The organism is Spongiivirga sp. MCCC 1A20706 (assembly GCF_046524175.1).
GTDB lineage: Bacteria > Bacteroidota > Bacteroidia > Flavobacteriales > Flavobacteriaceae > Spongiivirga.
In genome coordinates this window covers 33773-48012 of the sequence record NZ_JBEFZF010000011.1, presented here as the reverse complement: position 1 = coordinate 48012, position 14240 = coordinate 33773, and the positions used below count along the sequence as shown (strand labels likewise).

Annotated in this window: 12 protein-coding genes; all 12 read right to left on the bottom strand. The window is 31.0% G+C overall.

Going from position 1 to position 14240, the window contains the following annotated elements; genetic code table 11:
* Nucleotides 1–21: 21 nt before the first annotated feature.
* The gene (locus tag ABN763_RS18635) at nucleotides 22–1005 is read right to left on the bottom strand and encodes a UDP-glucuronic acid decarboxylase family protein (protein WP_410487015.1); all 984 of its coding nucleotides are present in this window, start codon (nucleotides 1003–1005) and stop codon (nucleotides 22–24) included.
* The gene (locus tag ABN763_RS18630) at nucleotides 1002–2315 is read right to left on the bottom strand and encodes a UDP-glucose dehydrogenase family protein (RefSeq protein ID WP_410487014.1); all 1314 of its coding nucleotides are present in this window, start codon (nucleotides 2313–2315) and stop codon (nucleotides 1002–1004) included. The genes ABN763_RS18635 and ABN763_RS18630 overlap by 4 nt, the downstream gene beginning before the upstream one ends.
* Before the next feature lie 143 nt (nucleotides 2316–2458).
* Nucleotides 2459–3763 (bottom strand): undecaprenyl-phosphate glucose phosphotransferase, encoded by a 1305-nt coding sequence (locus tag ABN763_RS18625; RefSeq protein ID WP_410487013.1) that lies wholly within the window; start codon nucleotides 3761–3763, stop codon nucleotides 2459–2461.
* A 111-nt stretch (nucleotides 3764–3874) separates the two neighbouring features.
* Complete coding sequence (locus tag ABN763_RS18620) at nucleotides 3875–4774, bottom strand: GDP-mannose 4,6-dehydratase (protein WP_410487012.1); 900 nt, start codon at nucleotides 4772–4774, stop codon at nucleotides 3875–3877.
* On the bottom strand, nucleotides 4758–5792 hold the full coding sequence (gmd, locus tag ABN763_RS18615) for a GDP-mannose 4,6-dehydratase (RefSeq protein ID WP_410487011.1): 1035 nt from the start codon (nucleotides 5790–5792) through the stop codon (nucleotides 4758–4760). The genes ABN763_RS18620 and gmd overlap by 17 nt, the downstream gene beginning before the upstream one ends.
* Nucleotides 5789–6931, bottom strand: coding sequence for a glycosyltransferase (locus ABN763_RS18610; RefSeq protein WP_410487010.1), 1143 nt, complete (start codon nucleotides 6929–6931; stop codon nucleotides 5789–5791). Before ABN763_RS18610 ends, gmd begins: the two co-directional genes overlap by 4 nt.
* On the bottom strand, nucleotides 6932–7930 hold the full coding sequence (locus ABN763_RS18605; protein ID WP_410487009.1) for an NAD-dependent epimerase/dehydratase family protein: 999 nt from the start codon (nucleotides 7928–7930) through the stop codon (nucleotides 6932–6934).
* Between the two features lie 69 nt (nucleotides 7931–7999).
* Entirely contained in the window at nucleotides 8000–9193 is a 1194-nt protein-coding gene (locus ABN763_RS18600; RefSeq protein ID WP_410487008.1) for an O-antigen ligase family protein, read from the bottom strand.
* Nucleotides 9186–10490, bottom strand: a complete 1305-nt coding sequence (locus ABN763_RS18595; RefSeq protein WP_410487059.1) for an O-antigen polymerase — start codon at nucleotides 10488–10490, stop codon at nucleotides 9186–9188. The genes ABN763_RS18600 and ABN763_RS18595 overlap by 8 nt, the downstream gene beginning before the upstream one ends.
* Entirely contained in the window at nucleotides 10487–11905 is a 1419-nt protein-coding gene (locus tag ABN763_RS18590; RefSeq protein ID WP_410487007.1) for a hypothetical protein, read from the bottom strand. The genes ABN763_RS18595 and ABN763_RS18590 overlap by 4 nt, the downstream gene beginning before the upstream one ends.
* Complete coding sequence (locus tag ABN763_RS18585; RefSeq protein ID WP_410487006.1) at nucleotides 11892–13130, bottom strand: polysaccharide biosynthesis C-terminal domain-containing protein; 1239 nt, start codon at nucleotides 13128–13130, stop codon at nucleotides 11892–11894. Before ABN763_RS18585 ends, ABN763_RS18590 begins: the two co-directional genes overlap by 14 nt.
* A 69-nt stretch (nucleotides 13131–13199) precedes the next feature.
* Nucleotides 13200–14240 carry a pseudaminic acid synthase gene (pseI, locus tag ABN763_RS18580; protein ID WP_410487005.1) on the bottom strand — a complete coding sequence of 347 codons (1041 nt, stop codon included), beginning with the start codon at nucleotides 14238–14240 and terminating at the stop codon, nucleotides 13200–13202.

Here is a 14240-nt window from a genome sequence, read left to right as displayed (position 1 = left end):
ATTTCTTTAATCAAAAAGCAATTATCGGCTGTATTTTTCGAAATCTTTATGTTCCTTTTTATTAAGTTCTTCCTCTGTAAGCGTTTTAAAATACTCAAAGGTTTTTTTCATCCCTTCTGTGCGATCTACCTTAGGTTCCCAACCAAGAATTTCCTTTGCTTTAGAAATATCTGGCTGCCTTTGTAATGGGTCATTTTGAGGTAGCGCCTTATACGTAAGTTTTTGATCAGTACCTGTAAGTTTTATGATCTCCTGAGCAAAATCTTTAATTGTAATTTCATGCGGATTTCCAATATTCACAGGAAGCGCATAATCACTTAGCAGTAATCGGTAAATCCCTTCAACCTGATCATCAACATAACAGAAGGATCTGGTTTGAGATCCGTCGCCAAAAATAGTCAAATCTTCTCCACGTAAAGCCTGCCCCATAAAAGCAGGAATTACTCGACCATCATTCAGTCTCATTCTTGGTCCATAGGTATTAAAAATACGAACAATACGAGTTTCTAATCCATGATAACGATGATAAGCCATGGTAATAGATTCTTGAAACCGCTTAGCCTCGTCATATACCCCACGTGGGCCAATAGTATTTACATTTCCATAATATTCTTCTGTCTGTGGATGGACCAACGGATCACCATACACTTCAGAAGTAGAAGCAATTAATATCCGTGCTCCCTTCGCTCTTGCCAACCCTAGTAAGTTATGAGTCCCTAAGGATCCAACTTTTAATGTTTGAATAGGTATTTTTAAATAATCTATCGGACTTGCAGGTGATGCAAAATGTAAAATATAATCCAATCTTCCCGGGACATGTACAAAAGTAGATACATCATGATGATAGAACTCAAAATGTTCATTCTTGAATAGATGTTCTAGGTTTTTAAGGTCTCCAGTAATTAAGTTATCCATCCCTATTACCTGATGGCCTTCTTTTATGAAGCGATCACATAAGTGCGAGCCTAAGAAGCCTGCTGCTCCTGTAATTAGTACTTTCTTCATGTTATTATATCCTTTCTTCCTATCGAATAGTAGGTGAAATCTTCTTTTGATATATCTTCTAGGTCATATAGGTTTCTACCGTCAAAAATTAATGGATCATTTAAATTTTCTTTTAGCTTTTTAAAGCTAGGCGTTCTAAAAATACTCCATTCGGTACAAATTAATAGTGCATCTGCTCCTTCCGTGGCTTCATACATACTTTTGGCAAATGCTATTTTATCTCCCAAAAGGCGCTCAACATTATCCATAGCTTCGGGATCAAAAGCAGTAACTTTAGCCCCAGCATTCACCAACTCTTCAATCATATATAAAGAAGGAGCCTCACGAATATCATCTGTTTCCGGTTTAAACGCCAATCCCCATATTGCTATATTTTTATCTTTTAAGTCTCCGTCAAAATGTTCTAGCATTTTAGGAAATAATGCTGTTTTCTGAGTCTGATTTACGTTTACAACTGCATCGAGAATCTTAAAATCATAATCATTGTCTTTAGCGGATTTATGCAATGCTTTTACATCTTTTGGAAAACAGGAACCTCCATAACCGATACCTGGAAATAAGAACCGCTTCCCAATTCGAGAATCCGTTCCCATACCCCTTCGGACCATATCTACATCTGCACCAACTTTTTCACAGAAGTTGGCAATTTCATTCATAAAAGTAATCTTAGTCGCTAAGAAAGAATTTGCTGCATACTTGGTCAACTCAGCTGACTTCTCATCCATAATAATTATTGGATTCCCTGAACGAACATATGGCTTATATAGCTTTTTCATAAGTCCAATTGCCCTTTCCGAGCTTGATCCAACGACGATACGTTCTGGCTTCAGGAAGTCATCTACGGCAAACCCCTCTCTTAGAAACTCTGGATTTGAGACCACATCAAATTCAACATTTGTATTTTTTGTTATGGCAGCTTCAACCTTTTCGGCAGTACCTACTGGAACAGTACTTTTATCAACAACAACCTTATAATCGGTAATCATTTTCCCTATATCATCCGCTACCCCTAGCACATATTTTAGGTCAGCTGAGCCGTCTTCACCTTCTGGAGTTGGAAGGGCCAAAAACACAATCTCTCCATGATCAAGTCCTTCCTTTAAAGAAGTAGTGAACTTTAATCTTCCCGCTTTAATATTTCGTTCAAAAAGTACATCTAAATGGGGTTCATATATTGGAACCTCCCCTTTTTGCATTTTTTTTACTTTATTTTCATCGATGTCAACACAAATGACCTCATTACCTGTTTCAGCAAGACATGTTCCTGTCACTAAACCTACATACCCTGTTCCTATTACTGCTATTTTCATTACTTAATGTTAATAGTCGTTTATCATTATAGTTAAAAAATCTAAACTAATGACAATATTTTCATACACATTACTTCTTACGTGAAGCTGCTATTAAATGAGTTCAAAGGAATTTGAATTCTTTTGAGATTGGTAAATTATAATTAATATGCTTTAGCTTCACCCTTCAAAGCATTAAGAACAGTTTGTATAATAATCTTAATATCCAAAAACAACGACCAATTCTCTATATAAAATACATCAAATTTAATTCGGTTTTGTATGTCATGGTCTTTCTCTATTTCTCCTCTATATCCCTTCACCTGCGCTAAACCTGTGATGCCAGGTTTAACTAAGTGTCTAACCATATATTTATTAACCTTACTCGCATAAAGGTCAGTATGTTTAACCATGTGTGGTCTAGGCCCCACCACAGACATATTCCCAAATAACACGTTATAAAATTGAGGTAATTCGTCAATACTTGTTTTACGAATGAATTTACCAATTTTAGTTACCCTCATATCATTTTTGGTTGCTTGGATTGCATCAGCATTTTTATTTGGTGTCATTGATCTGAACTTATAGCAAGCAAATTCTTTATTATCTACTCCATTTCTCATCTGTTTGAAAAATATTGGTCCTTTAGATTCTAATCGAATTAATAAGGCCATTAAAGGTGTAAGCCAAGACATAATTCCAAGTATAACAATCAATGAAAATACAATATCAAATCCTCTTTTTAATAAAGAATTAACCTGTCCATCTAATGGTATGTCTCTTAAAGATAATATGGGGATGTAGTCATAATACTCAAATTTTAACTTTTTAGTATAAATGTTTTTATTATCTGGAATAAATTTTAATGTCTTTAAGTTATTATCTACATAATTTATGAACTCTGATATTTCTTTATTAGTTAACTCATCAACAGAACAATAAATTTCATCTATACCGCTCTCAGATATAAAACCAAAACAATCTTCAATATTGAAAGAATCTTCTTTTGGACAAAATTGTTTTACGAAGTGATAACCATATTCAGGAATATCATTGAAGACGTCTATTAATTGATCTGTTTTTTTGTTCTTTCCAATTACCACAACTTGTCTAAGATTGCCCTTAACCTTCTTTCGATAATTCATTAGAAGAACGTAGTTTATAAATTTTAAAACAAATATTGAAATGAAAACAGAAATGAAAAAAACTGCTAGCATCCATCTACTAATAATTGGTTGTTTGAAAAAACCAATAAATGCGTATAGTGTTAGGAATAAAAAAACAAATTGCCTGAAAAGCAATTTTAAAACATATGTAACTTTTGTATATCTAAAAACCTTATAAAATTCGGTCTTAAAAGAAATAATCACCCAGATTACTGATATATAAATATGAAACAATAAAGGCGATTCAACTTGAATAGGTATTAAATAGGTAAGAAGGTTGATAACCAACAAATCTACTAACATAGAAATTGGGTTGATAAAACCTGAATATCTTCCTTGTTTAAATATCAATATACTTTCTATTTACTTTTACGAAAAGAGATGAAAAAGTTTGCCAAAAATTAAAAATTGAAACTATTTAGAATAATACATTTCTTTAAGAGTACTTTCAAGAGTTAAATTTTGCTTATCAAAACCAACTAATTTAACCAATTTATCTGTTGAGCCTTTCAGTTCCTTAATTTCGTTTTTTCTAACAAATTTTTTATTTACTCTAACTTCTATTTTATGACCAGATATTTTTTCTAAATTATCAAGAATATTCTGTATCGCATACGTACTTCCTGTTGCAATATTAACTACTCCCGATTTAAATTCAGAATTTAATAGTTTAATATAAGTCTTAGTTAGAAACTTCACGTTATTATATTCCCTAAAAGTATCCAGATTCCCAAGTTCAATAAAAGGCTTTTTTTCAATAAAATGTTTCACAATTTTTGGGACCAAAAAATTTGACTCTTGCCTTTCACCAGTATAATTAAATGGTCTCGTAATTATAACATTAAACTTTTTAAAATAATTTGCAACCATATTTTCCATAACTAGCTTACTATTCCCATAATGGTTAACTGGTTTTGGGCACATATCCTCAGATAAGATGGTTCCAATATTACCGTATACAGCTGCGCTGCTTACAATAATTATTTTTTTCGGAGCAATATTCAGCTCTTCAAGCACCTCGAATATTGAAAGGGTTCCAATAACATTCGTATTGTAAATTTGTGATATGTCCTCTGAGGCAACAAATGAAATTGCAGCCAAATGAATCAAAAAATCTGGTTTCATCTCTCCAATAATAGTTGCAAACTCTTTCTTTTTAAGAATATCACACCTAAAATGGTTTTTTTTATTAGGTTTAGTGAAAGTTGAGCCATAAACCTCATATCCCAGGGAAGTCATTTCTTTTTCAAGATGAAACCCTGTAAATCCTCCTATACCAGTTATAAAAACTTTTTTATTAGAAGGTGCTGCCATTTTGATTTCTTTCAATGTCTTTTTTAACCATCATATCACATAGCTCTTTTAGAGAGGTTTTAGGCTTCCAATTCAACCTTTCTTCTGCTTTACCAGCATCACCAATTAACAAATCTACCTCCGCAGGGCGATAGAATTTTGGGTTCACTTTAATTAGTATCTTGCCAGATTTACTATCAAATCCAACCTCTTTTTCTTCCTTTCCTTTCCAATATATATCAATATCAATTGCATTAAATGCCAATGAAACAAAATCTCTTACTGTCTGTGTTTTATTTGTAGCTAAAACGAAAACTCCCGGTTCGTCTATTTGTAACATCCTATACATTCCGTCAACATACTCCTTTGCATACCCCCAATCTCTTTTAGCATCTATATTTCCTAATTCCAGAGAATCTTGTTTTCCTAAATGTATTTTTGCAACAGCGTCCGTTATTTTCCGGGTAACAAATTCCTTTCCTCTTAATGGAGATTCATGATTAAATAATATACCACTAGTCGCAAACATATCATAAGACTCTTGATAGTTTAACGTCGCCCAGTGAGCAAATACCTTAGCTACTCCATATGGACTTCTTGGATGGAAAGGAGTATCCTCACTTTGCGGAATTTCATGTACTTTTCCGAACATTTCCGATGTTGAAGCTTGATAAAATCTAATTTTAGGGTTAATTGTTCTTATGGCCTCAAGAAGATTCATTGCTCCTATTCCAGTAATATTTGCGGTTGCAATTGGTTGAGAAAAGGATACTCCAACAAAACTCTGAGCCGCAAGATTATATATTTCATCTGGTTCAACTTCAGATATAATTCGATATGCACTCGACAAATCGATTAAATCATATTCAAGTAATACTAGGTTTGAATTATCTTGAATCCCAAGTTCTTCTATCCTCCAAAAATTGGTAGAACTTGTCCTTCTATATGTCCCAAATACTCTATATCCCTTACCAAGCAAAAGTTCTGCCAAGTATGCCGCATCTTGACCTGTTATGCCTGTTATTATGGCTTTTTTCATTTATTATGTTTTTCAATAATTTCGTTAAATGTATTTTTAATATTTTCTACGAAAAGATCTCGGTCAAAATTTAACGCAAACTCCCTTATCTTAATTGCAGAGAATACATTTTCGTTTTCTTCAAAATAATCCACCGCTTTTTTCAATGATTTTACATCCTGTTTTTTAAAATATACTCCTGTTGAATATTCGTTCAATGTGTCATTGAAAAAAGCACCATTTACGGTTTCTAGGGATCCTCCTTTTCCAAATGCAATAACAGGAGTTCCACATGCTTGTGCTTCAATAGGTATTATTCCAAAATCTTCCTCAGCTGCAAAAATGAAAGCCTTAGCTCTTTGCATATGATCTTTAAGGACTTCAAAATTTTGATATCCCATAATAATCACATTTTCTTTTGCCTTACTATTTATCTTGTCAAACTCAGGACCATCTCCTATTACAATCAATTTTTTGTTAGGCATACTGGCAAAAGCATCCACAATGAGATCTATTTTTTTATAAGGCACTAATCTAGAAGCAGCCAAATAAAAATCATCTTTCTCTTCTTTCAACGTAAAGTCCTTTACAGCTACTGGCGGGTATATGACTTTATATGATTTTCTGCGATACGTCCTCCAAACACGTTTTTCAATATATTTAGAGATTGGGATAAACTCGTCAACGTTGTTAGCTGTTGTCCTATCCCATTTTCTTATATAATGTAACACGGTTTTAGCAAATAATCCTTTAATCCCTTTCTTTAAATTTGATTCATCTAAATACTGATGATATAGATCCCAAGCGTATCTTATAGGAGAATAGATATAACAAATATGAGTTTGATTAGCATTTGTTATCACTCCTTTAGCTACAGCATGTGATGAAGATATAATTAAATCATACCCAGATAAATCAAACTGCTCCACAGCATAAGGAAAAAAAGGCAAATAATTTTTCCATTTAGTTCTGGCTTTAGGTAATTTCTGAACAAAAGAATTAGTAACTCTTTTGGGGTCTATCTCAAGTTTTACCAAGCTTTTTTCATCTGAAACCAAAACAAAAATGTCAGCTTCTGGATAGATTTTTGCAAATTCTTTAAAACAACTTTCTGAGCCAGCAATAACGGTAAGCCACTCATGTACTATTGCTACTTTCATTTATTCAAAATCTTCTGGTGAAACAGATTTCCAATGATTAAGAGCATTTTCAAAACTATATTTAAATTCAAATCCATTATCAATTAAATATTGTGGTCCAATGTTAGTAGGAAAGCCTGCTTTCTTTACACGAACTGGATGAACGTCTGATTTTTTACCTATCATTTTGAAGGCCATTTGTATAAAAAATGCTAAAATACTTAGTATAGTTGTCGAAAGTTTAATAGTAGGTCTCTTATATCCTAGTTCTTTTTTTGCAATATTAACCATTTCATTTAAGGGGACAACGGGATTTTCTGCATAATTATATATTATTTGCCTTTCACCTTTTTTCATGGTAAAAAGCATGCTCTCAACAAGTCCATATACATAACCATAACCCTTTATTACTTTACCCCCATTGGGTAAAACAAAAGTTCCTTTTTTCAATGCCTTAATCATTCTATAGACATTTCCTGGATCATACGGCCCAAAAATAACACTTGGTCTAACAATTACTAGTTTTCTTTCCTTATCTTCCATTAACCAGTTTTGATGAATCTTTTCTGCTAAGGCTTTAGAAATACCATAAGCAGTTTCAGGATAAAGTGGTGATTTCTCTGTTCGCCGATTTATTGACTTACCATAAGGAGCAATGCTACTGGTGAAAAAGATGTTTTTAATCCCAATTCTTCTCGCAAAGTCATTAATATGCTCAGCTCCTGGAACATTTGTGTCAAAATATTCTTCATACTTATGACCGGGTTCTCGATGGATTGCTGCAAAATTGAATATCCAACTAGTCTTTGAGTCAAAACCTTCTATTGTTAATCCTATTGGTTCTCTTACATCAATTTTCCTATAGATAACCTTCTCTTCAAGAATTAATGCATTAAATCCTTTAAGAGGATTAATATCACAAACATAAATTTTATCAAATGTATTTTTCTTAATTAAAAAAGAAAGAAGGTTAATTCCAATATATCCAGAACCTCCAAAAATAACAGCTGTTTTAATCACAAATATATCAACTTGGTTTCTGCAAAGATAACAGTATATAACTTCAAAAAACAACAACTAATTTGTGCTTCAATAATGAATTTTATTCAAATTTATTCTATATAAAGACATAATAAGTATGATTGAAAAAAATACCACTCCCCATTGTCTTTGTAAAATACTTTCAGTAAATGAAATCGTAATTATTACTATCCAAATTGAAATCAATAATGATTCCTTCCTCTTAACTAATTTTGCAAGAACCCAAATAATGATACCAGCAAAAATAGTCGAGAAGAAAACTCCATAATTAAGAATATTCTGTAAATATTGATTATGAGCATTAATTTTTTTTAGCTCAAAATGCTCATTAGCAATATAGGTCGTATCAAGTATATGTTGTACGTCTCCAATTCCATATCCTAAAAAAGGAGCTTTTTCGATAAGATTTAAACAAGTGTTCCATACAATTCTCCTTCTGGAAATACCGTAAAAAGGTTTTTCTTTTGTTGATATATTAAAAACTTCATAAAACGCGTATACCATTTTGTCCCTAGTATAATCTATAGAAAATCCTAAAATAACCAATAAAGCAAAAGATAGTAGCAATACAGTTACCATCTTTGTTTTATCAAACCGATTTTTCAAAAAATTAAAGATAAAAAATGGCACTATAGTTAAGGCTAATATGATTGCAGTTCTAGACGGTAATAAGAAAATCATTAGATAGAGAAATGGTAAAGAAATACTGAGGTGATATGTTACCTTTTTTTCTCCAATCAAATAGCTAATGCCTAGTATTACGCTCAAAATATACATTGAAAGATATGTATGGTGAGGGGTATAATTTAAGAGTAAATCAACCCCTCTTCCATAGTCGTACCGAACGTCCAAAATCAATATATCATAAACAGATCTTCCAAAAGCATATATCGTTATCAATAGGATTCCGTAAAACAAATACAGGATCATTTTTTCAATCTTTATAATTTTACCAATGGGTTGAAAAAGAAATGGTAAAAAGAAAAATGATAGAAACAGAACAGCTTTTTTAGCAGCATCTTCCCTGTATTCGCTTACAAAATATCCAATAAGGTGAATAAAAAAGATTATATATGCTGGGCTATAATAAATCATGTCTTTAAATGATCTATGTTTTATCCTATAAAAAAGATTATATAAAAAGAAAAGCACCAGAAAAACTGAATTTAAAGCTGTAGAAATTGGCAAGCTAAATAAAGTTAACCCAAGCAAAATTTCATTAACATTATAATCTTTAAGCATTTTTGTTTAGGAATTTAAGTTTCAATGCCAGCCTACCTCTTGATATAGATAACTTGATGGACGGGATTATCATAAATAAAATGGTGATAAGAAAAAACAATAACATTGCACTTCCATTCTCATAAAATGGAAAAATAATTAGTTTGAGGCACCAAAGAGTGAATAAAAAATAAACAAATGAGTCTGTAGAATACTTTTTGATCCATAAATAAACAAAATACATTAACAAGGCAAAAAAAACACTGCAAGAAATTATTCCAAAAACTCCAAAATTAATATACGCTTCTCCGACAAAAGTCGACCGCATTCCTCCAAAATCATCTGGATTCTGTCCTGATATTACGGATGTATAACGCATGTAATTATAATTAGCCTTAAGTGTGTTTATTGAAGTTGGTATGAAACTAAAAAATCCAGCGATATATGTTTTACCATATAAATAATTATATCCCCCTATTTCAAAGCTGTAAAGAACCCTTGCTAATTCTCTAACTGAAACGAAAAAAGATGTCGAAAAGGACATTAATGCATCTTCAAATTTAAAAGTACCCGTTAATAATTGATTAATATTTCTTGATATTGAGATTAAAATTAATGCCAAAGAACTAAAAATCGTTAACCCTAAAACTTTTCTTCTATATATTAAATATGAAACTAAAGAAATAAAAAACGGAAAAAATAACTGTCCTCGTTTTGCAGTAAAGAACAATGAAATAGACATGAACAAAATCTTAGCGAATTTTTTATTTACTAATACTCTGTAAATATTAAAATTTCTGTTTTTTAATAAAAAATAGTTAAGTTGGAGAAATAGCAAAGTAGACATTGAATTTATTGACAATGTATAAAAAGGCCTATATGGTATAAATTCGGCCAATCTATCTTGAAAATATTTTGAAACAAACGTCTTGTCTTGAAAAACTGGAAAGTAAATACTAATAAAAACCAAATAAAGTGGAATTGAAAGAATTAGAATCAATATCCACGATGAATTGGCCGAAATCAATCCTTTAAGATTAATTCTAGTTGAATTTCTCAGTCTCTTTTCTGGAAAAAAGAGTTGTAAAAAAAAGATCGTTAATAAGATTGTGTAATAAGCATATTCTAAATATTTCACACTTAATCTTGCATAGCTTAAATCAAACTGAGAAACCCATTGGGCACTGTATTCTATTGTATATTTTCCAAATAAAATTGATAATAAGATATATAATAAACCTACTGTGCAAACATTTAATATCTTTTTGGAAATAAAAAAATAATTTACAAATAGATAAATTATAAATAAGAAGATCATTTCATTATCTGTTTCTTGATACAATTCGACATTTCTTTAATATTTTTATCTGTCAGGACTCTTGTTTTAGTATCAAGTTTTGCAACATTAAATTCAAATGGATAAGACTCAGAATCTAAGCAAAATAAAAAAAATGCAAGTTTTGCATCATAGTTTGAAAAATAATCATCAACCTTAAAAAAGTCTTTATTTATTTTACTAATAATTTTTCCAAGGTCTTCAAATGAATTCGCCTTAAAAATTAACTGAGTAGCTTCATAGAAAACGGAACCTAACACAATAGCTGGTTTTTTTAACAATAATGATTCTAATCCAACTGTACTTGATAAATTTATAGATCCTAATGAATGTTTGATCAACTCAAACATATTTTGCCTGTGCGATATTAATTTAATATTAGGGTATTTTTTCAACTCCTTATAAAAAGATTTTTTGTGTTGTCCTAATGCACTTTTATGCTCCTTAACATACAAATAGATATTGGGTGGTAGTAACTTACTAATATTTATTACTGTGTTTTTTTGATCTACGTGATGAGGAGCTAGTATTAAAGTACTTGCTTCTGGTTGCATATGTAAGGGAAAGATAAAATACTTTTCAGAATAATCAACTTCATCGAAAATACGATTATGAAAAAGATCTATCTTCCGCGCATTAAAGATTTTCTTAAGTTTAAAATTACTTAATACAAAGGGGTTACCAGTAAACAAATCATACTTATGCCTTTTTGATAAATAGTACTTTCTAAATCGTATAAAAAATTCTTTAATGAAAACTCCCTTTATTGATGATGCATTTATAGCATTTTTCATGTAAGCTGGCTGCACTGGTTTATTTGCAAAATCATTAATTGGCATATACATCTCGGAAGTTACCTTTTCTTGGGAGAATTTAAGAAACATCTCGTTTACCTCATTAAAGCTATTTTTTATGTCATATGAAACAGCCGTTCTATTTCCTATACGCGTACCATAGAAAGAAATATGCTTAACCCCATGTTTTTTAGCAACTTCGAATGAAACTAAATTGTATGTAAATGCTATTCCTGTTGTAAAATAATGTGTGACATTTTTCTCAAAAAGATTTTCATAAAATAAATATGTATACACTAGCATTTTTTTTTGATACCCGGTATCTTTTTTCAATAAGTGTCTGTCACATGCATATATATTAAAATTTTCATAAGATCTAGAAATCCTTTCTATTTCATCATTTATACTGATTTCCTTGGTGTCTAATTCATCAAAAAAAAGCAGTCTATTTACTGTATTAAGAATTTGGGATTCTTTAGACCATCTATTTCCTTCTGTTACTCCCAATGTTTCAGACTTGCTTACAATTTCATCTGAAATTAGTTTATCAAAACTACGGATAAACAAAGGAGCCTCGTCATTAATCAAATCAACTATTATCATTTATTTTTATCAGTTTTTTACTATAATAAAATTTAAGTATGAATATTATTAGAAACGAAGCTAAAGTCGCTAATGCCGCTCCAAAGATATTGAGTCGAGGTATTAAAATTAGATTTAGAGATACATTAACCAACATTGCTATAACCGCAACTTTTAAGATTTGAAAATCCTTTCTCTTAACATATAAATCATAATGGAAAACATTTGAAATAATAAGGAAAAAAATGCCAATCAATAAAATATAGAATGTATGAAGCTCTGAAATTATAGAGTCTTTACCCAAGAATTGAAAAACTATGGGAGCTACTATCAAAACAATTAGAATAAGAATCAAAGAAGCGCCAACAAGCTGTTTAGAAAACAATGATTTAAGCCTTTTGTATTCATAACGATTAGAAAACTTACTTATTAATTTAGGATACATGACCATGGTAATTGCGCTAAAAGTAAACACCTCAATTGCATTTGTAAACTGTGCATAAGCTGTATAAACACCTACAAGTTTTTTTCCAAAAAAATAATCAATCATATAGCGATCAGAAAATTGAATAATTTGAAAAGAAACTGATCCAATAAAAAAAACACTAGCTGCTTTGGCTCCCTTTGTTATCCATTCAAAATCAGGTTTACGTAACTTAATATTTTCTGTCCCAATATGATTTATTAATAAAAAAATAAATAGAATTAGGGATCCCCATGAAAACAACGCCCATATCAAAATATATTTTTGTAAATCAACTTCATTCTTAAATAAGAAGAAATCAATCAATACATACCACACCCAAATACCTGACCTAATAAGCAGCATGATATTAGCAACTACAGATCTTTCAAAGGTCGTAAAAAGTCTATAAAGTTCTTGCCCTATATGTTCTGAAAAAATCAGTAATGAGAATACTATTAAAAATTCAATAGGCACAAAATTCATTTTAAAAATAAAGAATAATGCGACAGGTATTATTAGAATATAGGCAAAAACGTGAAAAAATAACTGATCTCTTATTTTACTGAAATAATCTTTTTTCGCAACTATTATCTCCCGGGTATTGAATACATAAAAGTCAAAACCCAAAAGGTATATTAAAAGTGCTAAAGATGTTGAAATTATTCCAAAAACTCCAAGGTTAACCTCATCAATAGAATACTTACCTAAAAAAACAATAAAAACGAATTTTGAAAGTAAAGTAATTCCTCTGAAGAATATGTTATAAAACCCTTTTTTCACATTAATATATTGATACTTGTTAGCTTATGTATGCTTCCAAGAGTATAATTAACTTGGTAACTATGATCACTACATAATATCATCTAATGAGAGGGGAGTTCCTCGCTTGATATCAATCTTGAACTCTTTACCAAGAACATTATTTAAAAACTTTGGGTGGAGTCCATTTCCTGGCCTAATTGATCTTAGATTATATTTCGTTACTATATCGCCTTTCTTTACATCTTCAACTATAAACAAAGAACGAGCAAACTTTCTATTTTTCTTTACTTTTTCAGATACATTATAACTTGCCGTCCCCAGCATCTTTTCAGTATCTCTTACAGCCTTTACCATTTCTTTAAATTCTTCTTCGTCTAAAGAAAAATCGGCATCAGGCCCCCCGATTGATTTGTCAAGAATAAAGTGTTTCTCAATTACATTGGCGCCAAGTGTCGTTGCAATTGCAGGTGCTAAAGATCCATAAGTATGATCACTAAATCCTACCTCAACATTAAATCGACTCTTGATATCTGGGATAGTGTTTAAATTTGCCAGATCTAATGGTGCTGGATATGATGATGTACACTTCAACAAAATGATATCTTCGTTTCCAGCATTTCTGCATGTATCTACTGCTAATTGAATGTCTTCTTCTATTGCAATTCCAGTAGAAATAATAATAGGTTTTCCCTGAGAAGCAGTATGCTCTATAAGAGGTATATCCTGAATCTCAAAAGATGCAATTTTATATACCGGAACATCTAATTTCTTCAAAAAGTCTACTGCAGTTATATCAAACGGGGAAGAAAAACAGATTAATCCTTCTTCCTTGGCCACCTTAAATAGTTCTTCATGCCATTCCCATGGTGTATAGGCTTCTTGATACAGTTCATAAAGAGTTTTTCCATCCCACAAAGTACCTTCATTAATTTGAAAGTGCTCATTATTTGCATCAATGGTCATTGTGTCAGGAGTATATGTTTGTAATTTTATGGCATCTGCTCCTGTTCTTTTAGCAGCTCTAATTGTTTCTATTGCAACTTCTAAACTTCCATTATGATTAGCGGAGAGTTCAGCAATTATAAAACATGGATGATTATCTCCTATATTTCTATTTCCTATTTTCAT